Genomic DNA, 24,004 nt, shown 5'->3' with positions numbered 1-24,004 from the left:
AAATCTGTATAGCTATTTCAGGACGGGTCAAGCCAAGTAAAAAAGTCGTTTTTATGTTAACCCTATAAAAATACAACTGGCTTATTATCAATAAATTATGAAAATAATTTTTGAATTGTGTTAAGTTATGTTAACCCTAATTCCCCCGAGGCAATCGCTCCTCCAGCCGAGTGGCGGCGTAGTTTGTTATTTATCCTTCCCCATCATCTTCATCGCCTCCCCCGCCGCTATTTGCCCGGAGATCAAAGCAGGCGGCACACCAGGTCCGGGCACGGTGAGCTGACCCGTGTATAGCATATTCTTGATATGCTTAGCCCGCATGGAAGGCTTAAAAAACGCGGTTTGCGCTAAAGTATTGGCCAAACCGTAAGCATTACCTTTAAAGGAATGGTAATCTGCCTTAAAATCCTCCATGGCGTAGCTGCGTTTCAGGATAATGGAATCGCGGAGCGGCTGGCCGGTTACCTGTTCAAACCTATCTACCATGATATTGAAATACTGCTCGCGGAGCGCGTCGCTATCTTCAAGTCCCGGTGCAAGGGGCATCAGGAAGAAGAGATTTTCGCAGCCTTCGGCTGCGGCGTCAGGGTCGGTTTTAGAGGTGCAGCATACGTAGAATAGCGGCTTGCTTGGCCATTTCGGATCGGTATAGATCTCTTTGGCGTGCTGCTCAAAATCCTCATCAAAAAATAGATTATGGTGCTGGATGCCGGGGATCTTTTTGTTGGTACCGATGTAAAACAACAAACTGGATGGCGACATGGTACGGCTATCCCAGTATTTCTCCGTGTAGTTACGATGGGGTTTGTCAAGGAGGTGCTGGTCGGCGTGCTCGTAATCGGCACCGGTAATAACGAAATCAGCCTTAAAATCACCTTGGGTGGTTTTGATGTTAGTAACCTTTTCGTTGGCCACTTCCATTTTAATTACCTCGGTATTTAAACGGATCTCTACACCATAGCTTTCGGCAATGCTTACCATCGCCTTTACAATCTCGTTCATACCGCCCATTGGGTACCAGGTACCGAGGGCAAGGTCGGCGTAATTCATCATGCTGTACATGGCCGGGGTATCTTTTGGTCGTGCGCCTAAAAACAATACCGGGAACTCCAGCAGTTTAATCAGTTTCGGGTTCTTAAAATACTTGCGCACATGGCTGCTCATGCTGGTGAGCAACTGCATACTCACGCTTTTGCGGATGAGGTTCCAATCTATAAACTCTGTAATGGAATGCGAGGGGCGGAAAACGTATTCACCCATGCCCACTTTGTATTTATAGGCGGCTTGCTCTAAAAACAGCTGTAAACCTTTGCTGCTGCCCGGCTCAATGCTTTCAAAAAGGGCTTCCAAGTCACCCATATCCGCAGGTAGATCTAATATATCATCCTTGCCATAGTAAACCCGGTAACCGGGGTCAAGGCGTTTCAGGTCGTAAAAATCCGCTGGCTTTTTGCCAAACAGGGCGAAGAAGTTTTCAAAAACATCGGGCATCCAATACCAGCTTGGGCCCATATCAAACTTAAAACCATCCTTTTCCCAAACACGGGCGCGGCCGCCGGGCTGGTCGTTCTTCTCCAGAACGGTGACTTGATAGCCCTCCTTCGCCAGCACACATGCCGAGGCTAAACCGGCAAAACCTGCCCCTATGATAATAATTCGCTTGTTTTTCATCCAAAATCAAATGTAAACATTACATCCGCGCAAAAACAATACGGTGCGGGTTTTGTACATTTGGGGGTAACAACAATTGTAAATGAATTTGTTTGACGAAACGTGTTTTGAATGCAGTAAGCTCATCACCGAAAAGTATAGCACCTCGTTTAGCCTGGGTATAAAAGCATTCGAAAAACGTTTACGCTACCCGGTGTATGCCATTTATGGCTTTGTGCGCTATGCCGACGAAATTGTAGACACCTTTTACGGGCACGACCAGCGCCAGTTGATCAACGATTTCCGCAAGGAAACCTTTACGGCCATCGAACGCGGCATCAGCACCAACCCGGTGCTACAGTCGTTTCAGCAGGTGGTAAACCAATACGGCATCGAAAGGGAACTGATAGACGCCTTCCTCACCTCCATGAAAATGGACCTGGACAAAACGGAATATGATGAAGGGGGCTACAAGGTGTATATCTACGGTTCGGCAGAAGTGGTTGGCCTGATGTGCCTGCGTGTTTTTTGCGCCAATGATGGGATGCTGTACAACCAGCTTATTCCCAAAGCGCGCAGCCTGGGTTCTGCCTTTCAAAAAATAAATTTCCTGCGGGATATCAAAGCCGACTATGAAGACCGCGGCCGCACCTACTTCCCCGGGGTTGATTTTGCAAACTTTACCGCGCACGATAAAAGCACCATAGAGACTGATATTAAAAAAGATTTCGACGATGCGTTAGCGGGTATAAAACAGCTGCCAAAAGCTGCCCGCCTGGGCGTATACGTGGCTTATGTTTACTACCGGCAGCTGTTTAAAAAGATCCGCCGCACGCCTGCCGGGGTAATTATGCAGAGGAGGATCCGAATCTCCAATTCGCGCAAGCTGAGCCTGTATTTAAAGGCCTGCTTGCACCAAAAACTAAACGTGATATAATACTTGCCGATGCCAAACTGCCTTACATATTCCGCATTCAAATACCTGCTTTTTGCGCTAATGGCTGGTGTACTCATGTCCTTTACTTCGGTACGGAACAATGATGGCGCCACGCAAGATCTCCATGTGATCCGCAAACTGCTGATCAGCGCCCTCGAAAGTAAAAAGACCACCGATTCATTATATAAAAGTTTGGGCGCTATAAAGGATCGCCCGGCACTGATCAACGCTTACATGGGTACGCTTGAAGCCCTGAAGGCCAAGCACGCCTGGAACCCGTATTACAAGATCAAATACCTCAACGATTCGGAAAAGACCTTTAAAACCGCCGTTGCCGCCGACCCGCGTAACATCGAGATCCGTTTTATGCGCTTCTCTATCGAGCATAATGTGCCTAAGTTTTTGGGCTTTACCAAAAATCTGGTGGCCGACCGCGAAGAGATGATCAAACAAATAGATGCTAAATACTACGCGTCGGCAGATAAAACACTGGTGAAAACCATCATTAAATTCCTGCTCGATTCTAAACGCTGCACCGCCGCCGAGCAAAAAAACCTTACGCAACACTTAGCCGCCCTATAGCGTGAAATACACCTACCTCATCATCAACCTGCTCACCGTCATTTTCCCGGTGGCCCTGTCGTTTGATAAGCGGGTGGCTTTCGCTAAAAGCTGGAAATACCTTTGGCCGGGCATGACCATTACCGGGCTGGTGTTTTTGTTTTGGGATGTGTTGTTCACCGTTTACGGCGTATGGAGTTTTAATGAGCAATATATCACCGGCATCAAATTCATTGGCTTACCATTGGAAGAGATCCTCTTCTTTTTAACTGTTCCGTTTTCCTGCATATTCATTTACGCCTGCCTCAACTATTACGTAAAATGGCAGCCGGGCCATGTGCTTACCCGCATGCTAAGCAACCTGCTGATAGGCGCATCGGTATCCATGCTGGCATTTAATTATACCCGCCTATATACCGCCGTTACGTTTGGCTTGCTGGCTGTTTTATTAATTATGTTGCTGTATGTTTTAAAAGCAGCATGGCTCGGCCAGTTCTATATGGCCTTTGTGGTATCGCTAATACCCTTCTACATTGTAAACGGCATTTTAACCGCCTGGCCGGTTGTGTTGTATAACGACGCACAAAACATGGGCATCCGCGTGGGGACCATTCCCTTTGAAGATCATTTTTACAGCATGACCCTGCTGATGATGAACGTGGCCTTTTTTGAATATTTTAAAACACGAAAAACCGCATGAGCGAACTGCCTTTATACACCAAATCTCAACTCGCTTTGCGCAACGGGCAGGATAAGCCCGAAATTTGGGTTGCCCTAAAAGGCGTTATTTATGATGTTACCGAAAGCCGCCTGTGGCGCAACGGCAAACACTACGAGCACTGGGCCGGGCAGGACCTTACCGAAGAACTGGCTGATGCCCCGCATACTGAGACGGTGTTTGAAAAGTTTAAAGTGGTGGGGAGATTATCATAACCCTATTCCCAATTCGTCAATTGCGAGGCACGAAGCAATCTCCCGATAGAAGGTGGACGATATGCAAAGCGTTTATGCATAGTTCTGAGATTGCTTCGTGCCTCGCAATGACGCGCGCAAAAAAAAACACAAAAAAACCCGCCATTTTGGGGCGGGTTTCTCGTTATATATATGTTGAGTTTATAGCTTAGTTTTCTGCGTAGATAGGTTTTGCAACACCGTTATCGTAAGCTTTAAGGTTTTTCTTAAGCAGCTTGCGGGCTACGTGGATGCGGGTTTTAACGGTACCTATTGGTATAGTTAAATGATCTGCTATCTCGTGGTATTTGTGACCTTCGAAATACATGGTGAAGGGTACGTAATAATCTGCAGGCAAACGGTCTAAAGCGCGTTTAATATCGTCCATCACAAATTTAGCTTCGCCTTGGTTTTTTGTTGAACTGAATACCAGGTTTGGCGAGGAGATCTCATCGCTCTTGGTAACAAATGTGCTCATTTTAACAAAACGGCGATAGTTATTGATGAAGGTATTTTTCATGATGGTGTATAACCAGCCTTTTAAATTTGTACCTTCTTTAAACTTATTGTAATAAGTTATGGCTTTCAACATTGTATCCTGAACAAGGTCGTTAGCATCGTCTGCGTCGTGTGTGAAGTGTAAGGCGTATGACCTTAATGAACTTGCTTGACGTAATACCAGGGTGTTAAACTCAATCTTTGTCATTCTGTTAATGTTTTGTATTGAGTATTATTCAAACATGATACCACGAAATGAAAAGTGTATGAAATTTAAGAATGGGCCAAACCCAAATTAAAGAGGGCCAAAGCGGAGCCAAGACCCTACAATATATCGCAATTAGCTATAAATCAACAAAATAAATAACACCGTGGATTTAATTGCCGGGATAAAACAATTAAAAAAAATTTAAAACAATTCGCATTTTAAACGCTTAAGGCAGAGCGAGTTGATAAAATATCTTTATAATTAAACAAATTAACTAACAATATTCACCTCGCGTTGCAGGGTAACGCCAAATTTAGTGTACACACTGTCTATGATTTGCGACGAAAGGCTGTACACTTCCGCGCCAGTTGCCCCGCCATGATTCACTAATACCAGCGCTTGGTTCTTCCAGGTACCCGTGTTTCCAACGGTTTTCCCCTTCCAGCCGCATTGCTCTATCAACCAGCCCGCAGCCAGTTTTACCTGTCCGTCGCTTGCCGGGTAGTTAACAACGTCGGGGAAGTTTTGTTGGATAGGCTGAAACTCCGCAGCGCTGATCACCGGGTTTTTGAAGAAACTACCCGCGTTGCCGATGGTAGATGGATCGGGCAGCTTAGATACCCGGATATGCGATACCACTTGCGATACATCTTTAAGCGTTGGCTCGCTGATGCCGCGGGCGGCTAACTCCTGTTCTATAGCGCCGTATTTTAAATTGAACTTTGGAATAAGCGATAAATGGAACTTTACCGATACTATAATATACTGCCCCGCCAACTCACTTTTAAACACACTTTCGCGGTAGCCAAATTTGCAGTCCGCTTTGCTGAAGGTTTTAATAACGCCGGTAGCTATCTCAAAAGCCTTGCAACTCTCAAAAACGTCTTTCAGCTCCACACCGTAAGCACCTATGTTTTGGATGGGCGATGCGCCAACCGAACCAGGAATAAGGCTCAGGTTCTCCATACCGGCATAACCGTAACCCACGCAATAGTTCACCAGGTGGTTCCACACCTCCCCTGCCCCTGCCTCCACAAAAACATCATCGTGACTGATACGATGTTCGATGCCGCGAATGTTGAGGCGGATCACCAGGCCGTCAAAATCGGCCACCATCAGCATATTGCTACCGCCGCCTAAAACCAAGCGGGGCGTTTGCAGCCATTGCGGATCGGCAAACAATTCGGCCAATTCTTCCGCATGGTTTATCTCTGCAAAGTAACGGGCGTTGGCATCTATACCAAAAGTGTTGAAGTTTTTAAGCGATACGTTTTCCTGGATTTGCAGCATGAAGGCGAATTTCGGGAAAATTTTAGATTTGACAACTGTGAAATTTGCCAGGTCGGTGCATACCTGTTAAAATTACCTTCGACGCTGTGCACGCTGCCAGTTTAATAAGTCCTGGAGCGGGTTAGAGGCGCGGTAATTGTCTTTGTGCGCATAAATGATAGTGCTTAAACTTTTAAGCTGCAATTGCTGTTCGGTGACATCCAATTCGTACTGTCCATTAAAAACGCTTTCAAGGGAATCCGCTTTCATTATTACATTCCCGTTTTCCTCAATTCTCCAGGTTCCGTTGATAGCGGGGCTGTTGATACCAGGCAGGGCCAATTCGCCATGCATTTTAAAATTGCATATCTCGGCACACGGTCCGTTGCCATTTATATCTTGAAAATAAGCGAAAACATCTGTTTTAGGGCCTATCAAAACGTTGTGGTAATAAATTCTGTCAACGCACCATTCATTCTTCGATAACAGTTCTAATTCAGTTGGCTTAATAATAAGATATATAATAGTAGTTAGCACAGCTATAAACAGTACCACAAACAAAATGATACGCGAGACAATACCAATTCTAAAAGATTTCATCGACTCAATTTATGCATTCCAAGGCAAATACTTAGGCTGATTAGGTTCCAACAGCATAGGTTTTACAGCATTCAGCTTGCCGCCGTTTAAAACTATTTCATAAAGCTTCAGATATTCCGCAGCCATTTTGGCAATGTTGAAGTTGTCAACCGCGTATTCGTGGCAAAGCTGATTGTTGAAGCTGTCGACATGCTTCAATCCTTCTATTAAAACGCTTTTACTATTGGATAATAGGCCAACCTCTGCGGGCACCAGCTCGGGCAATGAACCATACGGCGTTCCGAAGACGGGGCAGCCAAAGTAAAGGCTTTCGGTAATGGCCACACCAAAAGGTTCGTTCCATAGCACCGGGAAGAGCAGGGCCTTGGAGCCGTTGAGCACTTCCGATTTTTGGTCGTTATTTACCATCCCTTTAAAACGCACATTCAAATTCGGCGTAAAGCGAAGGCCCATTTTCAGATTGAGGCGCGTGCCGCCCATTACCACCAGTTTATTGCCGCTTTTGGTGGCGATATCGATAGCGCCCTGCACGTTTTTAACACGCCAGGCGGCTTTGGCCAAAAAATGGGTGTAGCCGCGTTTTTGGTTGAAGTTGGGTTTACGGTAGTCGGCAATGTCCAGTCCGTTATAAACATAAGTGGTGGAGCCGTTGCGGGCGGCATGGTTTGCTGATACGAATACCGAATTGAGATCCATCTCTCCCCTGCCCGAGTTATTGTGCACCGTGCACAGGTAAGGCTTTTTTGTAAACCCCTGCACCTGGAACTGGAAATGCACCACATCAATATCATCGGGCACCTGCTGGTTCATATCTTTCGCAGCATCGTAAACCAATACTTTAGCAAAAGGACAGGTAGAACCCGCGCCAACCAAATAGGTTATTGTGTGCCTCTGCCTTGCCAACTCGCGGCCAAGCCACCAGATCACACGTTCGGTGCCGCCGTATGTGGTAGCCGGTATTTTGGTATCGTTTACAAAAAGGATATTCATTATTGGCAAAGTTAGCTTTCGTGAGAAATAAAAATGGCGAAATCTAAAAACTTCAACTTTTTTAATTATTTTAGTAACTTGATTAACTTATTAACAAATTTTAAAATCATTATATGGCAGCCGTTACCAGTTCAGCAAATGCAACCAGCAAGAAAAAAGGATTAAATCCCATCATCATCATTGGTTCTTTATTTTTTATACTTGGTTTTGTTACCTGGCTGAATTCGGTGCTCATCCCCTATTTAAAAATAGCCTGCCAGTTAACCAACAGCGAATCGTACCTGGTGGCAAGCTCGTTTTACATCGCCTGTTTGCTAATGGCCAAACCATCGGCATGGCTGCTAAAATTACTGGGCTTTAAAAACGGCATGGTAGCCGGGTTGGCATTAATGGGCATCGGCGCACTTATTTTTATCCCCGCCGCGTTAACCCGTACTTACGCTATCTTTTTAATAGGCCTTTTTATACAAGGCTGCGGCTCTGCGGTTTTGCAATCGGCATCAAACCCATATATTACCATCGTAGGACCACCGGAGAGTGCCGCAAAACGGATCAGCATTATGGGTATCTGTAATAAATTCGCGGGTGTACTGGCCCCGTTGGCCCTCGGTGCAGTGATCCTAAACAATATAGACGGTTTCGACGCCAGCCTGGTTAACCTTAGCGCCGCCGACAAAATCGCCCAACTGAACGAACTGGCATCAAGGGTAATTGTACCTTATCTGTTGATCATAGTGGTGCTGGTTATCCTGTCGGTATTGATCTACTTTTCGGGACTGCCGGAGATTGATACCGACCATGAGGACGAAACCGTAGCTGCCGCCAATTCGGGCAAGACCAGCATTGCGCAGTTCCCGCATCTGGTACTGGGGGTTATTGCCCTGTTCCTTTACGTGGGTGCAGAAGTTATTGCCGGCGATTCAATCATCGGCTACGGCTCATCGCATCATATCCCGCTATCAACCGCCAAGTATTTTGCGTCGGGCACACTAACGTGTATGGTAATTGGTTACATCGTGGGGATCTTATTTATCCCTAAATACATCACCCAGCAAAAGGCATTAGTATTATGCGCCATTTTGGGCGTAGTGTTAACTGCCCTGGCGCTGTTCACGCCAAAATATATATCCATCAGTTGTATTGCGCTTTTAGGTTTGGCCAACTCGCTGATGTGGCCGGCTATGTGGCCACTGGCATTGGCCGGACTGGGCAGGTTCACCAAAATAGGCTCATCGTTATTGGTAATGGGTATAGCAGGTGCGGCAGTGTTCCCGCCGATATACGGGCTATTGGTCGATAAGATCTCCGCCCAAACAGCCTATGTGATTTTAATACCGATGTATTTGTTTATTCTTTACTATGCAGTTGCGGGTTATAAAGTTGGGAAGAAAGCGGTAGCTTAGCAGTACTAACTTTTTAAGATGAAAATTTTATACTACGCAGCGAGTATCCTGGTTTTTGCTATTTTAATTTATCTACTTATATCGCAACGCAAGAAACAAAAACCTGTTGAAGCAAAACCGGTTGCCGGCGACGTAAGTGAAAATGCCGCAAACCCCTATATGGGCCTCAGGGCGCAAATATTTGCGTTAAAACCATCTGACCTTAATCTAAACCTGCCTGCCGATAACGAAACAGCATTTGGCGTGGTAATAGAGTTTGGAACAGAAGACGGGACCGCAACCGTAATATCCCTTGCCACAGGAGATGCAAGTATGTACACCAGCGGAGGCGGTGGCATGATAGGGGGCGCGTATCGTGATAATGTTAAAAAAGCAGCCATATCTTTTGTGAATACCTCCCAGCGCTTTTTCACACAAATGCGGCCGGGCAATACAGCCCTGCCTGCAATAGGACATATAAAATTTCATGTATTAACCAATAAAGGGGCTTATTCTTTCGAAGGGCTGGAAGCCGAGATCACAGCCCAAAATAGTGAATGGGTAGATCTTTTTGATAAAGCAAACGAGGTTATTACACAATTGCGGCTAATTAGTGATAAGTAATACAACAGTCAAAGCCTTAGTTTTTCCTAAACCACTTCCTCCCCACCACCAATAATCCAAACTCTTCCGAAGGATTCTTCTCTGTTGATTTATGATGGGTCTTATGCGCGCGGCGAATGGCGGTTAAGTAACGATTTTCACTCTTAAAAGCCTTAAAGCGGTTATGGATAAACCAATCGTGAAAGATGAAGTAGATGGTGCCGTAGGTGCTGATGCCGGTGCCTACCCAAAAGCGGTAATCTAAAGTAATATGCCCCAGCCACATCAGCCATAAAGCCAATGCAGCAAAACCGATGCTGAACAGGTCGTTCAGCTCAAACCAGCCATGGCGCTGTTGGTGATGCGTTTTATGGATAAACCACAGCGGCCCATGGAACAGGTATTTATGCATCGCCCAGGAGAGAGCTTCCATTACAGCTATGGTTCCTAATATGATCGCTAAATTTATCAATACCTGCATATCCGCTAAAATACAAAAAGCAGAAACAACCTAAATTGTTCTGCTTTTCTATATTCTTAAATCCGAAATCGAAATTCCGAAATCCGAAATCTCTTAAATATGTATCGCCCTATTCTCCGTAGCAGCTAAACACGCTTCGCGCATCGCTTCGGTATAAGTTGGGTGGGCGTGACTGGCACGGGTTACATCCTCGGCACTGGCACGGAACTCCATGGCGATAACGGCTTCGGCTATCATATCCGCAGCGCGGGGGCCAATCATGTGTACGCCTAATATTTCGTCGGTAGTTTTATCGGCCAATACTTTTACAAAACCATCCAAATCGCCGCTGGCACGGGCACGGCCGCTTGCTTTGAACGGAAACGAACCCACTTTATAAGCGGTACCTTTTTCCTTCAATTGCTCCTCGGTGTAACCTACGGCAGCAACTTCCGGCCAGGTGTAAACAACACCCGGTATCAGGTTATAATTGATGTGCGGTTTCTGGCCGGCTATCAGTTCTGCAACAAAGGTACCTTCATCTTCTGCCTTATGGGCAAGCATAGCGCCTTTTATCACATCGCCAATGGCGTAAATACCTTTAACGCTGGTCTCCAGGTGCTCGTCAACCGTAATTTTGCGACCGCGTTCTTCTACGGTGATGCCAATTTTATCAAGCCCTAAGCCATCGGTATAGGCTATGCGACCAACGGCTACCATACAGTAGTCGCCTTTTAGTTCTACTTTTTCGCCTTTAGCGTTGTCGGCTGTAACGGTTACTTCTTTGCCTTTGGCAGTTGCGCCGGTTACTTTGTGGCCCAGGTAAAATTCCATGCCCAGTTTCTTCAATACCTTTTGCAGTTCGCGGCCCAGGCCTTTATCCATAGTTGGGATAATGCCGTCCATAAATTCAACAACCGATACTTTTGCACCCAAACGCGCGTACACCGAACCCAGTTCTAAACCAATAACACCACCACCTATCAATATCAGGTGCTTTGGCACTTCAGTTAAGGTCAAGGCCTCGGTAGAGGTAATGATGCGTTTCTTATCAATCTTCAGAAAAGGCAGGCTCGATGGTTTAGAACCGGTTGCGATGATCACCTTTTCGGTGGTCAGTTCGGTAGCTGTACCATCTGCCTTGGTAACAATAATGGTATTTTTATCTTTAAAAGAACCAACGCCCTGGTGAACGTCAATCTTGTTTTTCTTCATTAAGTAAGTAATACCGCTGGTGTTGGCATCCACTACTTCCTGCTTGCGTTTGATCATCTGCCCAAAATCGATGCCCAGGTTATCCAGTTTTATACCGTGGGTAGTAAAGGTATGGGCAGCGTTATGGTAATGTTCAGATGAATCGAGCAGCGCTTTTGAGGGGATACAACCCACATTGAGGCAGGTACCGCCAAGCGTGTTGTATTTTTCAATAATGGCGGTTTTCATACCTAATTGCGCGCAACGGATTGCGGCAACGTATCCACCCGGACCAGAACCTATAACGATAACATCATATTGCATAGTAGTGTATTTTATGGCTGGCAAAGTTAAGGAATATTAAAGGGGGAATAAAATAGCGATTTGATTAAATGTGGTGGGGGTGACAGAGGGTGTGGGCGTTGCCTTCGGCCCGGGCTTTGCAGGGCTGCGCTGCGCTCCGGCCCTTCGGGCTAAACCCTTCCAATCCCTAACGCAGGTTGTCTGAACTCGAATTCATCGAATTAAAGGAATTCACAGAATTTACTATTCTAATTCGACAAATTCTATAAATTCCTTAAAATTCGGGTTCAGACAAATATTCTCCGAGGCAATGTATAATTACCCCAAACCACCCAATTCTTACCCCCTTTTGTAACAACCCTGCCACTGTTAGTTTATTATTAATTTACTTACTAAATTAGCCTCAGCTAATACTGAAATTATGAAAAAAATCTTCGCCGTTTTATTGCTGTTAACTACAGCCTGTTCCGCAACCTTTGCGCAAACGTATGATGTTAAAGAACATTACACCAAAAAAGATGTGTACATCACCATGCGCGATGGCGTAAAGCTGTTCACCTCCATCTACACCCCAAAGGATGCATCAAAGGATAATAAATACCCTGTGATGATGCAGCGTACCTGCTACAGCGTTGCGCCGTATGGCGAAACCAAGTACCCGGGTCAATTAGGTCCCTCAAAATACATGATGCAGGAAGGCTATATTTTTGTGTACCAGGATGTGCGCGGCCGCTGGAAAAGCGAAGGCACCTGGACCAACATGACCCCGGTTATCGACAATAAAAAAGGCAAAACCGATGTGGACGAAGGCTCCGACACCTATGATACTATCGACTGGCTCATCAAGAACGTCGCCGGCAATAATGGCCGTGTAGGCCAATGGGGGATCAGCTATCCCGGCTTTTATACCGCCGCAGGCATTTTATCTAATCACCCTGCTTTAAAAGCCTCGTCGCCGCAGGCACCTATCTCCGATTTCTTTTTTGACGATTTTCACCACAACGGCGCGTTTTTAGAAAGCTACTTTTTCACCTACCCGGTGTTCGGCGTGCAGAAGAAAGACACCACCGCCAAAGCCTGGTATAACAACACTATGATAAACCCCGGCACCAAAGATGGCTACCAGTTTTTACTGGATATGGGCCCGCTTAAAAATGCCGACAAATACTATAAAGACAATTTTTACTGGCAGGAAACGGTTAACCACCCCAGTTACGATGAGTTTTGGCAAAAACGCGGCCTGCTGAAACATTACGGCAAAGTAAAACCGGCTGTTATGACGGTTGGCGGCTGGTTTGATGCCGAGGATTTGACGGGTCCGCTGGCGATATATAAAACCATTGAGAAGAAGGACCCGAACGCCTACAACACCATTGTAATGGGTCCGTTTGGGCACGGCAGGTGGTCGCGCGAAACCGGGCACACTATGCACAGCAACATTTACTTCGGCGATAGCATTGCTACCTTCTACCAAAAAAACATAGAGCAGAAATTCTTCAATCATTTCCTGAAAGGTAACGGCGACAAAAACAGCGGCCTGCCCGAAGCTTACATGTTCAACACAGGTAAAAACGAGTGGAAAACATTTGATAAATGGCCTTCGCCAGCTGCGGTTAAAGAAAAACTATTCCTGAACAGTGACGGCAAATTAGCTGCTGCGCAACCAACTGCGGCAGGCTCTACCAGCTACGTAAGCGACCCGCTGAAACCAGTACCTTATACAGAAGACCTGCCTACCACCATTGGCTTTACCCCGCACAACTACATGAGCGAGGATCAGCGTTTCGCAAGTCGACGTACCGATGTATTGGTTTTCCAAACGGAAGTATTAGCGGATGATGTTACTCTTGGCGGCGAAATTATGGCACACCTAAAAGTTGCCAGCACCGGTACCGATGCCGATTTCTTTGTAAAACTGATTGACGTTTACCCTGCCGATGAGCCGAACAACCCATACATGCCAAACAAAAGCATCACACTAAGCAATTACCAGCAAATGGTACGCAGCGAAGTGATGCCGGCACGTTTCCGCAACAGTTTCGAAAGACCGGAGGCCTTGGTAGCCAACCAAAAAACGGAGATCAATTTCCGCGTGCAGGATGTGCTGCACACCTTTAAAAAAGGGCACCGCATTATGATACAGGTACAAAGCACCGCCTTCCCGCTGTTTGCCCGCAACCCGCAAAAGTTTGTAGAGAACCCATATAAAGCAGACGAAAGCGATTACATTAAAGCAACGGAGACGGTGTTTAATGATAGCTACTTAGAAGTGGATGTGCTGAAGTAGGGAGCGGTGAATGGTGAGTAGTGAATGGTTGTGCAACGCAAATAACTACTATGTCATGCGAGGAGCAGCGTGGGATTGTGCGCGGGGGCGATGTGGCAATCTCGTCGCCAATGCATAACCACCTTGCATCATGAGGTTGCCGCGCTATTGCTCGCAATGACATATTTGTAGCCATTGTTGGTGTTGTCATCAACAAATTTAGAAAAACACAATTAATTACCCTGTCATTGCGAGTAGCAATCAGGGGAAACCCTGAAAGAAACGGTTATGACGTGTAAAAATCAGCATCGATAATCAATAAGTTAAACTCACGCCTTTATAAGGAACGAAGCAATCTCATAGGACATTCGACATGCTAAGAACAATTCTGTTTTTATTGCTTGCTTACCTGCCGGATTTACTATCCGCGCAAACTTGCCTGCATACCGGCTTGTCTAAAAAGTTTGATTTTAAAATAACACGCGTCGATATTCGAAAGCCCAATGATACTTCACTATTCGGCGAAAAACGGATAAGTGTTGAGATATACAACAAATCGGATAAACGATCATTCCAGTCAATAAGCTTCAAATCGGGGGAACTTTACGACGATTTTAAAAATTGCATAAACGACAGGTCGCTCATCACCGGGAAAAATAAAGACGCAGAAGTGGGTGATAACGATTATGGCGATATTATAGTCGCAGATGTTAATTTTGACGGGATAGAAGATTTGGCGATAAAAGACAGATGGATTGGCAACATTGGCGCTGGGTACCGATTTTATTTGCAAACACCCCAAGGGTTTAAACAAAATAAATACCTGACGGAGGAAGTGGTGTTTTTCCCATGGTTACTAAAGCCCAAAAGTCACTTGCTAATTACAACGGTATCACCTACGCCGGGAACTACCATCCGCACCTACGGCTATAACGCAATTAATAAAAAATGGCGAAAGGTGGGCGAACGCTTTGTTTACCACGATACAAACATTGATAATATTCTCAAAAAATTAAAAAAATGAAATACAAAGGGCTCCTATTCACCATTTCTATATTACTCACAGCACTAAGTGCCCACGCCCAGCTCGGCACGCACAAAGAAGCCTTTACTCGTGCCGATACCCTGCGCGGATCGCTTACCACACCCTTGCGTACCTGTTACGATATCAACTATTACCATTTGGATATTAAGTTTGATATCGATAAAAAATACATCAGCGGCAACGTGCTGTTTAAGTTTACCGCGGTTGCAGATTTCAGCAAATTGCAGTTCGACCTATGGAACAACCTAAAGATAGAAAAGGTAGTTTACAAAGGACAGGAACTTACCTACACCCGTGAATTTAACTCCGTGTTCCTAACCTTCCCAAAAACCATCAGCAAGGGCAGTAAAGAGGAGTTTACCGTTTACTATGCCGGTAACCCAACTATCGCCAAGCGTGCCCCATGGGATGGCGGTATACAATACGCCACTGATTCTTTAGGCAAACCGCATGTTGCTACCGCCTGCCAGGGCATGGGCGCCAGCGTATGGTGGCCAACAAAAGATGTGCAGGACGATGAGGTAGATAGCGCCATGGTGAGCATTAGCGTACCCAACGGCTTAAAAGATGTATCTAACGGGCACCTGCGTAAGGTTACCAAACTGAAGGACGGCTACACCCGGTTCGATTGGTTTGTATCGCAACCCATCAACAACTACAACCTGGAGGCCAACATTGGCGACTACGCCCACTACACCGGTACTTACCAGGGCGAAAAAGGCAAACTGGAAATGGATTTTTGGCCGCTGAGTTATAACCTCGAAAAAGCCAAAAAACAATGGGGCCTTGATGCACCACGAATGCTCAAAGCTTTCGAAAACTGGTTCGGTCCCTACCCTTTTTACGAGGACGGCTACAAACTGATAGAAACCCCGCACCTGGGGATGGAACACCAAAGCGGCACCGCCTACGGTAACAAATACCGCAACGGCTACCTCGGCCGCGACCTATCTGGCACCGGCTGGGGCCTGAAATGGGATTTTATTGTGGTACACGAAAGCGGGCACGAATGGTTCGGCAACAACATCACCAGTAAAGACCTTGCCGATATGTGGATCCACGAAAGTTTCACTAACTACAGCGAATCGCTGTTTATAGAAACCTTTTACGGCAAACAAGCCGGGCAGGAATACGTACATGGCACCCGCCTCGGCATCCTGAATGATGCGCCAATTGTAGGCGAATATGGGGTGAACAAAGAAGGATCGGGAGATATGTATCCTAAGGGCGGTAACCTGCTCAACATGGTGCGCACTATTATAAACGATGATGAAAAATGGCGCAGCATCCTGCGAGGGCTCAATAAAACCTTTTACCATAAAACCGTTACGTATGATGATATTGTGGGCTACATCAATGCCCAAAGCGGGATGAACCTATCACCCGTGTTTGAGCAGTACCTTAAACATGTAAAATTACCCGTGTTAGAATTTATGACGATCCAGGGTAAGCTGATGGCCCGCTGGGTTGCCGAAACCCCAGGTTTCAACATGCCGGTAAAAGTTAGGGTAAAAAGTGGCGAGTACAAATTCATCACCCCAAACAGCCGTTTTGCGCCGGTTAATGTGGATGGCGCTACCAAAGATAATATCGAAGCGGACACCTTTAATTATTATATCGGCGTACTGGTAGATTAGGTTCTATTTTAAACGTTACTTGATACCCGCAATGGTTGTTGGTAACCCGCAAAGGCCGAAAATAAGTTTTCCACATTATGGGTTTACCATTTGTGTACCACAAGTACCGCGGGTATCCCACACTGTACCGTTCCGTACTATATTTAAAATGGTACACCCTGCGGGCGATAAATATTTTTAATTCCATGCAACGTAACCCAGTTAATGCTCGTCTAATAGGTTGAACAAAAACTAATATTATCATGAGATCATTCAACAAAATTATACTGGCTGCTGTAATGGTAGCTATCAGCGCGGTTACCTTCGCAAAAAACAGCACGGAAGACCGCCACTTAACCGGTTTTTCAGCAGTAAACGTAGCGTGTTCGTTTGATGTATACATTACGCAGGGCTCGTCAGAATCGGTAAAAGTGGATGCCCCTGCAGATATCATTGGCCGCATTGTAACCGAGGTAGAAGGCGGCACCCTTAAAATCTACACCAAGCGCGACGAGAACAGCAACTGGAGCTGGCACGATAAAAAAGTGGTGATTTATGTTGCGCTGAAAGATGTGAACGCCATCAGCCTATCGGGCAGCGGCGACATTTTCTTTAAAGAAGGCGTAAAAGCTACTTCCTTAAAATTAAAACTAACCGGCTCGGGCGATATCACCGGCAAGCTAAGTGTTAAAAACCTGGATAGCAGCATAGCAGGCTCGGGCGATATTACCATCAGCGGTAGTGCAGATAATTCAACCGTTAGCGTTGTAGGTTCTGGCGATTTCACGGCACAGGGTTTGGCTACCGGCACTACCACCGTACGTGTAGCAGGCAGTGGCGATGCCAGGGTAAACGCTTCAGAAAAAATAGATGCATCCGTAATTGGCTCAGGTGATGTACATTACACAGGCTCGCCAAAAAGCATCAACACCTCAAAAGCAGGCAGCGGCAGCGTAAGCAGGATGTATTTTTGAGATAAAAGAAATAAGGACTAAAAGAGAAAAGACAGTTCCACAAAAAAGGGTTCCGATACATATCGGAACCCTTTTTTATATATGATCGGTAAGCTTATGCTAATTGCTTGGCCAATTTTTCGGCAAGTACTGATTTTGGTACAGCGCCAATTTGTTTGTCTACAATTTCGCCACCTTTGAAGAATAATAAGGCAGGGATATTACGGATGCCATACTTCATGGATATGCCGGGGTTGTTATCTACGTTTACTTTACCTACAACAGCTTTGCCTTCGTATTCTTTAGCAATATCTTCTACTACAGGGCCAACCATCCTACACGGACCGCACCACTCTGCCCAAAAATCAACAAGTACCGGTTTATCTGAGTTAAGAACAAGTTCTTCGAAGTTTGCATCAGTTATTTCTAAAGCCATGATATTTTTTATTTAAAATTTTTGTGTACAAATATATACTATTCAAATAGCTTGCCACAAGTGGGTAACTGACAATGTGACAATTATATTAACAATGTTGATAATAATGACAGATGTGTAATAATCAGGCCGTTTAGGGTTACCTTTCATACAGTTGAAGTATCAATATAAACGCTAATTATGGAGCTTCTGTTACTATTTGCCGCACCTATTTTACAGATTATTTTGTCGGTACTAAGGTTGGTGAGCAAAATAGCCTTGCCGTTATTTATAATTTTCGGCATTGCACTGTTTAGCGGAATAATGTGCTCTTTTATAGCTATGAGGATAGTTTTAGATGCCATGTCGCAAGAAGCTCATGGGAGAGGAATATGCGGTATGCCGGCTATGGCCGCATTGTTTGCCGGAGTATTTATCACTTTAGTTACTACTCCCCTTATTGCCATCGTTTCCTATTTCATCAACCGCTATATCCAAAAAACGGCCAAAGCTAAAACCCCGGCCGTTATCCCAAACAAATCAACCATTTTATAAATTATACATCCCGCCATCGGCGATCAACTCCGAACCTAACAGGAATGTGGAATCATCTGACGCAAAGAAGGTAACCACTTTAGCCAATTCTTCCACGGTGCCGAAGCGGCCAATAGGTACTTGTTTAATAATACCCTCGCCCATTTGCTGTAATTGCTCTTCGGTAAGGCCAAGTTTATCGGTTGAATGGAATGGCGTGCCTACCGGGCCGGGGCTTACCGAGTTTACCCTTATTTTGCGAGGCAATAATTCAACAGCCAGGTTTTTAGTAAGCGATAGTAAGGCTGCCTTGCTTGCTGCATAAACGCTGGCACCTGCCATACCAATGTGTGCGTTAATAGATGTGTTGAATATGATTGAGCCACCCTCATTCACCAATGGCAATAACTGTTGCAGGCTAAAGTATGCGCCCTTAAAGTTTATATCCATTATCTCGTCAAACATCTCTTCTTCCATTTGCTCAACAGAGTTAAATTTGCCCATCCCGGCGTTGATGAAGATGATATCGATACCTGTGGTGATGGCTTTAACCTGCCCGCCTAAGGTTTTTATCTGCGCCATACTGCCGCTATCGGCTATTACACCGGATGCATTTTCGCCTAACAAGGCGATGGCATCGTCGATAGATTTTTGGTTACGCCCGGTGATGATCACTTTTGCACCCTGGGCTATAAATTCTTTTGCTGTGGCCAGGCCTATACCACTGTTTCCGCCTGTTATTACTGCTGTTTTATTGGCTAACTTTTTCATTATCTTTGTTTTGATAGCTCAAATATACAGCGGGTTTTGGCCTGCGTCAAGAATGCACCATTTTGTACGGAGCGCACCATTTGGTAGGTTATGGGCGCATTGGGTTTAAATCAATTCTCAGTTTTTAAAGATGACAAAACAACGACATCCCGAATACACCTGCAGCATGGAAGCGGCCCTAAGCGTAATAAGCGGCAAGTGGAAAGTGAAGATACTGAACCAATTAATGGACGGCCCCAAACGTTACAGCGAGATCCGCCGCAGCATAGAGGGCATGACCGAAAAGATGCTTTCCCAACAACTACGCGAACTCGAAGAAGATAAAATTGTAGCCCGCAAAGTATATCCCGAAGTACCTCCACGCGTAGAATACGCCTTTACCGATCTGGGTAAAGAATTGGCCTCGATATTTTATGCCCTGGAAAAATGGGGAGCGCACTTTTTAACCGTAAACAGCGACACGATAAAGGTGGCAGACGCAAGTTGTTATACGTTTAGGGAAGCGGTGGTGGAGCGGGAATTACAGCATTAAGGCCGGATATATCTTCGTGGTTTTCCAAGCCGTCACTGAGAAGTTATCTTTGCACTAAATATAAAGCCTTATTTATTTATATTTGTTATATCTAAAACAGATAAGATGACTATTCTCCAAATTTCAATACCTGACAAAAAGGAAAAAGCTGTACGGCTGCTATTGAAAGAATTGGGCGTTAGCGTTAAAAAGGTCGAGCCAAAAAACAACCTGCTACGCAAAGTTAAAATTGCAGTAGATGAATTAAATGCCGTTAAAGCAGGCAAAGCCGAGGCAAAGGACTTTGACGAGCTATTGAATGAACTATAAATTAAAAGCAATTGCGAGTTTTGAAAAGGATATTAAACGGCTAAGCAAAAAGTATAAATCGTTTAAGTAAGATTTGTTAATCCTTAGAGAGCAATTACTCAGCAACCCAAAATCTGGGATTCCTTTAGGTAGTGCTTGTTATAAAGTACGCCTTTCCATATCCAGCAAACACAAGGGCAAAAGTGGTGGTGCGAGAGTTATAACACATCTTTTATTAGTAAATGATAATGAAGGCATAATCTACCTTCTTGCCATTTACGACAAATCTGAACAGGAAAACATTTCCGATAAACAGATTTTAGAGCTGCTTAAGGAAATCCAATAGCAACACCCCCTTACGCCAACACCGCGTTAGTATTCGTCAAACTCAATATCTCCGCCATCAGGTCGTCGCTGGGGCTTACTTTATGGGTTTTGGATGATAGGTTAACATACATCGAATCCTCCCCATCGTTTATCTTAAACTTTAACGCGCAACTCCTGGCGGGGTACTTTTCATTATTGGTACTAACCATCTGCATCAGGTTGTCTATAACCTGGTCGTTCAGTGTTCTGATATCCAGATTCACAGTGATGGATTTGGTGAGTTTATCGCGCATTTCTGATAACAGCGACATCACCGTTACCCGCAGATCCCAGTTATCTTTCTGCCTGAATTTTTCTTCGATGTTACCTTTAATATGCAAAAAGTAGCCGTCCATCATCAGGTTGCGGAATTTTACATAATCCTCGCCAAAAAATGCAAACTCGTACGATTCATCGTAATCCTCCAGCACAAACGTGCCGAACGGTTTACCCATTTTGGTAGTTTTATGCTGCACATTGCCAACCAGTCCACCGATGCATATTTCGCCCCGTTTACGTAGTTCGGCAAATTTGTTCATGATCTCTTCGCCGCCTTCTCCCGAACGGGCCTTTTGCACAACCTTTAACTCGGCTATTGTGGTGTTACAATATTTTTCGAGTTCCAGCTTGTAATTATCAAGCGGGTGCCCGGTGAGGTAGATCCCAATAACGTCCTTTTCATATTTCAGCTTTTCTATCAGCGGCCATTCTTCCGCCTCGGGCATTGCAGGTTCGGGAATGTAAGATGCTACCGAGCTGCCAAACAGGGACGATTGCGAACTGTTTTTGGTGTTCTGGTAGTCGTTTCCGTATTTGATCAGTCGCTCTATTCCGGTTAACAGGCCGTTCTCTGTTTTGGCAAAGAACTGCGCGCGCTTCAACCCAAACTCATCAAAACCACCGCCATAAACCAGGTTTTCGTACGATTTTCGGTTTACCGACCGCGTGTTGGAGCGTTGCGCAAAATCATAAACACTGGTATAAGGGCCGCGCTCGTTACGTTCCTCTATAATACTTTCTACCGCTTTTTCGCCTACGCCCTTTACACCCGCCATTCCAAAACGGATAACGCCTTTTTTGCTTGCGGCAAAAGCCATATCACTTTCGTTAATATCAGGCCCCAAAACTTCTACCCCCATACGGCGGCATTCTTCCATAAAGAAGGTGATTTTCTCCATGTTGTTTTGGTTATTTAATACCGCCGCCATGTATTCTGCCGGGTAATGTGCCTTTAAAAATGCCGTTTGGTAGGCCACAAAGGCGTAACAGGTAGAGTGCGATTTATTGAACGCGTATTGGGCAAATGCTTTCCAGTCAGTCCAAATCTTGGTGAGCTTATCTTTAGCGTGGCCTTTTGCCATGGCCCCATCCATAAACTGCGACTCCATTTTGTTGAGGATCTCAATTTGCTTTTTACCCATCGCCTTACGCAAAACGTCGGCATCGCCTTTACTAAAGCCCGCCAGTTTTTGCGATAAAAGCATCACCTGCTCCTGGTAAACGGTAATACCATAGGTTTCGCCCAGGTATTCCTCCATATCGGCCAAATCGAACACGATAGGTTCCTGGCCGTGCTTACGTTTAATAAAGTTGGGGATATACTCTATAGGGCCCGGGCGGTACAGGGCGTTCATAGCGATCAGATCCTCGAATTTATCGGGTTTCAGATCGCGCAGGTACATTTGCATACCATCACTTTCAAACTGGAAGGTACCGTTGGTATCGCCGCGCTGGTAAAGTTCATAGGTTTTAACGTCATCAAGCGGAATGTAATCAATATCGATATGAACATCATGGTTCAGCTTGATCATGCGCAGGGCATCCTTAATAATGGTAAGGGTTTTAAGGCCCAAAAAGTCCATCTTAATTACACCGGCATCCTCAATTACACGGCCATCATATTGCGTAACCAACAGGTCTGAGTCCTTCGCGGTGGCAACCGGTACAATGTCTGTTAAATCGTAAGGGGCTATGATGATACCCGCGGCGTGCACACCTGTATTACGTACCGAACCTTCCAGTTTTTCTGCTTCGCGAAGCACAATACCTTTAAGTTCGGTTGATTTGTATATTGCTTGCAGCTCGGGTACCTGTTCAATAGCTGTTTTCAGGTTGATCCCCAGGGTATCTGGCACCAGCTTCTTCAGTGCGTTCACATCAGATAACGGCATATCCAGCACACGCCCAACGTCCTGGATACTGGTACGGGCGGCCATGGAACCATAGGTGATAATTTGCGCTACCTGGTTCTTGCCATATTTTTCAACTACATAGTCGATAACCTTTTGACGGCCGGCATCATCAAAATCCGTATCGATATCGGGCATCGATTTACGATCCGGGTTGAGGAAACGCTCGAACAGGAGGTTATACTTCAGCGGATCGATATTGGTAATACCGGTACAATAGGCAACTACCGACCCGGCCGCCGAACCACGGCCCGGTCCAATGAACACGCCCATATCCCGGCCGGCCCTGATGAAATCTGCAACGATGAGGAAGTACCCCGCAAATCCCATGGTGCGGATAGTGAAAAGCTCGAAGTTGATCCGCTCCTCCGCCTCGGGGCTAATATCTTTATACCGCTCCTTGGCTCCCATAAAGGTCAGGTGCTTCAGATACTCCCATTGGTTCAGAGTATCCGCATCGGGCGTCATATCACTATGGATCTTAAATTCGGGAGGAATAACGTAGTTAGGGAGCAGGATGTCGCGCTTTAATTTCAGCACGTCAACCTTATCAACGATCTCCTGTGTATTATCTAACGACTCGGGGATATCCGAAAACAGCTTGCCCATTTCGGCCTGCGTTTTAAAATAGAACTGGTCGTTAGTAAAACCGAAACGATAGCCCTTACCGCCTTCCTCGTCGGTAGCTATGGGAGTGCTTTGCAAGTCGCCGGTGTTTACGCAAAGCAAAATATCATGCGCGTTGGAATCCTGCTGATCCACGTAATGCGAATCGTTGGAGCAGATCACCTTTACATTATACTTTTTGGCGAACTTGGCCAGTACCAGGTTTACGGTATCCTGGTCGGGGATATCGTGGCGCTGCATTTCGATGTAGAAATCTTCACCAAACAGGTCCAGCCACCATTTAAATTCTATTTCGGCAGCGGCTTCGCCATCGCGCAAAATTGCCTGCGGTACCGATGCACCCAGGCAGCAGGTGGTAGCAATAATGCCTTTATGATATTTTAGAATAAGTTCTTTATCAATACGGGGCCATTTGCTGTAAAGGCCTTCCATGTAGCCTAAGGAGCAAAGCTTGATAAGGTTTTGGTAACCCTCGGCGTTTTTTGCCAGCATTAGTTGGTGGTAACGCTTATCTTTTTTCTCTTTGGTAAATTGCTTTTTATGGCGATCATCTACTACGTAAAATTCGCAGCCCACAATGGGTTTTACGCCGTGCTTGCCAGCCTCGGCCACAAATTTAAACGCGCCAAACATGTTACCGTGGTCGGTAATGGCCAGGGCCTTCATCCCATCAGCAGCAGCTTTTTTGTATAACTTGGTTATATCGGCGGCTCCGTCAAGTAATGAAAACTGGGTATGAACGTGTAAATGCGAAAATTCGGGCATGGTATCTTTCTCTCCGTATCGTGTAGATTAC

24 protein-coding genes are annotated in these 24,004 nt (G+C 45.5%); 14 read left to right on the top strand and 10 right to left on the bottom strand.

Going from position 1 to position 24,004, the window contains the following annotated elements; genetic code table 11:
• Nucleotides 1–186 precede the first annotated feature (186 nt).
• Nucleotides 187–1,671 (bottom strand): phytoene desaturase family protein, encoded by a 1,485-nt coding sequence (gene crtI / locus ABIX36_RS25290; protein WP_348084954.1) that lies wholly within the window; start codon nt 1,669–1,671, stop codon nt 187–189.
• Between the two features lie 82 nt (nt 1,672–1,753).
• Here crtI and ABIX36_RS25285 point away from each other — a divergent pair, with 82 nt between their 5' ends.
• Genes ABIX36_RS25285 through ABIX36_RS25270 form a run of 4 tightly spaced genes read left to right on the top strand, consistent with a single transcriptional unit; the run spans nt 1,754 to nt 4,081 of the window.
• A complete protein-coding gene (locus ABIX36_RS25285; protein WP_348084953.1) occupies nt 1,754–2,587 on the top strand; it encodes a phytoene/squalene synthase family protein in 834 nt (277 codons plus the stop codon).
• Nucleotides 2,588–2,596: 9 nt separating this feature from the next.
• Nucleotides 2,597–3,169: a hypothetical protein gene (locus tag ABIX36_RS25280; RefSeq protein ID WP_348084952.1), complete on the top strand. Its 573-nt coding sequence runs from the start codon at nt 2,597–2,599 to the stop codon at nt 3,167–3,169.
• Between the two features lies 1 nt (nt 3,170).
• Nucleotides 3,171–3,848: a lycopene cyclase domain-containing protein gene (locus ABIX36_RS25275; protein ID WP_348084951.1), complete on the top strand. Its 678-nt coding sequence runs from the start codon at nt 3,171–3,173 to the stop codon at nt 3,846–3,848.
• Nucleotides 3,845–4,081: a cytochrome b5 domain-containing protein gene (locus tag ABIX36_RS25270; protein WP_348084950.1), complete on the top strand. Its 237-nt coding sequence runs from the start codon at nt 3,845–3,847 to the stop codon at nt 4,079–4,081. The genes ABIX36_RS25275 and ABIX36_RS25270 overlap by 4 nt, the downstream gene beginning before the upstream one ends.
• Before the next feature lie 187 nt (nt 4,082–4,268).
• Here the strand turns inward: ABIX36_RS25270 and ABIX36_RS25265 are convergent, their stop codons facing one another.
• The 4 genes from ABIX36_RS25265 to ABIX36_RS25250 all read right to left on the bottom strand — a co-directional run bounded on the left by ABIX36_RS25265 (nt 4,269) and on the right by ABIX36_RS25250 (nt 7,664).
• Nucleotides 4,269–4,805 carry a sigma-70 family RNA polymerase sigma factor gene (locus ABIX36_RS25265; protein ID WP_133229354.1) on the bottom strand — a complete coding sequence of 179 codons (537 nt, stop codon included), beginning with the start codon at nt 4,803–4,805 and terminating at the stop codon, nt 4,269–4,271.
• A 270-nt stretch (nt 4,806–5,075) separates the two neighbouring features.
• Nucleotides 5,076–6,095 (bottom strand): UDP-N-acetylmuramate dehydrogenase, encoded by a 1,020-nt coding sequence (murB, locus tag ABIX36_RS25260; RefSeq protein WP_348084949.1) that lies wholly within the window; start codon nt 6,093–6,095, stop codon nt 5,076–5,078.
• Nucleotides 6,096–6,167: 72 nt separating this feature from the next.
• On the bottom strand, nt 6,168–6,674 hold the full coding sequence (locus ABIX36_RS25255) for a hypothetical protein (RefSeq protein WP_348084948.1): 507 nt from the start codon (nt 6,672–6,674) through the stop codon (nt 6,168–6,170).
• A gap of 9 nt (nt 6,675–6,683) precedes the next feature.
• Entirely contained in the window at nt 6,684–7,664 is a 981-nt protein-coding gene (locus ABIX36_RS25250) for a glycosyltransferase (protein WP_348084947.1), read from the bottom strand.
• A gap of 113 nt (nt 7,665–7,777) precedes the next feature.
• Between ABIX36_RS25250 and ABIX36_RS25245 the strand changes: the two genes are divergently transcribed.
• Nucleotides 7,778–9,067, top strand: coding sequence for a sugar MFS transporter (locus tag ABIX36_RS25245; RefSeq protein WP_348084946.1), 1,290 nt, complete (start codon nt 7,778–7,780; stop codon nt 9,065–9,067).
• Nucleotides 9,068–9,085: 18 nt separating this feature from the next.
• Nucleotides 9,086–9,670: a hypothetical protein gene (locus ABIX36_RS25240; RefSeq protein WP_348084945.1), complete on the top strand. Its 585-nt coding sequence runs from the start codon at nt 9,086–9,088 to the stop codon at nt 9,668–9,670.
• Between the two features lie 16 nt (nt 9,671–9,686).
• On the opposite strand, the gene ABIX36_RS25235 is transcribed toward ABIX36_RS25240, so the two are convergent.
• Both ABIX36_RS25235 and lpdA read right to left on the bottom strand, forming a co-directional pair.
• Nucleotides 9,687–10,130 carry a sterol desaturase family protein gene (locus ABIX36_RS25235; protein WP_348084944.1) on the bottom strand — a complete coding sequence of 148 codons (444 nt, stop codon included), beginning with the start codon at nt 10,128–10,130 and terminating at the stop codon, nt 9,687–9,689.
• Between the two features lie 93 nt (nt 10,131–10,223).
• Complete coding sequence (gene lpdA, locus ABIX36_RS25230) at nt 10,224–11,627, bottom strand: dihydrolipoyl dehydrogenase (RefSeq protein WP_348084955.1); 1,404 nt, start codon at nt 11,625–11,627, stop codon at nt 10,224–10,226.
• 400 nt (nt 11,628–12,027) lie between these two features.
• Between lpdA and ABIX36_RS25225 the strand changes: the two genes are divergently transcribed.
• The 4 genes from ABIX36_RS25225 to ABIX36_RS25210 all read left to right on the top strand — a co-directional run bounded on the left by ABIX36_RS25225 (nt 12,028) and on the right by ABIX36_RS25210 (nt 17,507).
• Nucleotides 12,028–13,893: a CocE/NonD family hydrolase gene (locus ABIX36_RS25225; protein WP_348084943.1), complete on the top strand. Its 1,866-nt coding sequence runs from the start codon at nt 12,028–12,030 to the stop codon at nt 13,891–13,893.
• A gap of 352 nt (nt 13,894–14,245) precedes the next feature.
• Nucleotides 14,246–14,896, top strand: coding sequence for a hypothetical protein (locus ABIX36_RS25220; RefSeq protein ID WP_348084942.1), 651 nt, complete (start codon nt 14,246–14,248; stop codon nt 14,894–14,896).
• Nucleotides 14,893–16,554: a M1 family metallopeptidase gene (locus ABIX36_RS25215; protein ID WP_348084941.1), complete on the top strand. Its 1,662-nt coding sequence runs from the start codon at nt 14,893–14,895 to the stop codon at nt 16,552–16,554. Before ABIX36_RS25220 ends, ABIX36_RS25215 begins: the two co-directional genes overlap by 4 nt.
• 242 nt (nt 16,555–16,796) lie before the next feature.
• Nucleotides 16,797–17,507, top strand: a complete 711-nt coding sequence (locus ABIX36_RS25210; protein ID WP_348084940.1) for a head GIN domain-containing protein — start codon at nt 16,797–16,799, stop codon at nt 17,505–17,507.
• Between the two features lie 94 nt (nt 17,508–17,601).
• Here the strand turns inward: ABIX36_RS25210 and trxA are convergent, their stop codons facing one another.
• A complete protein-coding gene (gene trxA, locus ABIX36_RS25205; RefSeq protein WP_128531902.1) occupies nt 17,602–17,922 on the bottom strand; it encodes a thioredoxin in 321 nt (106 codons plus the stop codon).
• Nucleotides 17,923–18,243: 321 nt separating this feature from the next.
• On the opposite strand from trxA, the gene ABIX36_RS25200 reads away from it, so the two are divergent.
• The gene (locus ABIX36_RS25200) at nt 18,244–18,456 is read left to right on the top strand and encodes a hypothetical protein (RefSeq protein ID WP_348084939.1); all 213 of its coding nucleotides are present in this window, start codon (nt 18,244–18,246) and stop codon (nt 18,454–18,456) included.
• Here ABIX36_RS25200 and ABIX36_RS25195 read toward each other — a convergent pair.
• The gene (locus tag ABIX36_RS25195) at nt 18,451–19,206 is read right to left on the bottom strand and encodes an SDR family oxidoreductase (RefSeq protein WP_348084938.1); all 756 of its coding nucleotides are present in this window, start codon (nt 19,204–19,206) and stop codon (nt 18,451–18,453) included. The genes ABIX36_RS25200 and ABIX36_RS25195 overlap by 6 nt on opposite strands.
• Nucleotides 19,207–19,336: 130 nt before the next feature.
• On the opposite strand from ABIX36_RS25195, the gene ABIX36_RS25190 reads away from it, so the two are divergent.
• The 3 genes from ABIX36_RS25190 (at nt 19,337) to ABIX36_RS25180 (ending at nt 20,372) form a co-directional block, all read left to right on the top strand.
• The gene (locus tag ABIX36_RS25190) at nt 19,337–19,738 is read left to right on the top strand and encodes a helix-turn-helix domain-containing protein (RefSeq protein WP_348084937.1); all 402 of its coding nucleotides are present in this window, start codon (nt 19,337–19,339) and stop codon (nt 19,736–19,738) included.
• 105 nt (nt 19,739–19,843) lie between these two features.
• The gene (locus tag ABIX36_RS25185) at nt 19,844–20,047 is read left to right on the top strand and encodes a hypothetical protein (protein ID WP_348084936.1); all 204 of its coding nucleotides are present in this window, start codon (nt 19,844–19,846) and stop codon (nt 20,045–20,047) included.
• Between the two features lie 73 nt (nt 20,048–20,120).
• Nucleotides 20,121–20,372 carry a type II toxin-antitoxin system RelE/ParE family toxin gene (locus ABIX36_RS25180; protein WP_348084935.1) on the top strand — a complete coding sequence of 84 codons (252 nt, stop codon included), beginning with the start codon at nt 20,121–20,123 and terminating at the stop codon, nt 20,370–20,372.
• 10 nt (nt 20,373–20,382) lie between these two features.
• Here the strand turns inward: ABIX36_RS25180 and dnaE are convergent, their stop codons facing one another.
• Nucleotides 20,383–23,973 (bottom strand): DNA polymerase III subunit alpha, encoded by a 3,591-nt coding sequence (gene dnaE / locus ABIX36_RS25175; protein WP_348084934.1) that lies wholly within the window; start codon nt 23,971–23,973, stop codon nt 20,383–20,385.
• Nucleotides 23,974–24,004 lie beyond the last annotated feature (31 nt).

It is taken from the genome of Mucilaginibacter sp. (assembly GCF_039925265.1).
GTDB lineage: Bacteria > Bacteroidota > Bacteroidia > Sphingobacteriales > Sphingobacteriaceae > Mucilaginibacter.
The sequence above is the reverse complement of the archived record's forward strand: the minus strand, read 5'-3'. Positions and strand labels throughout refer to the sequence as shown.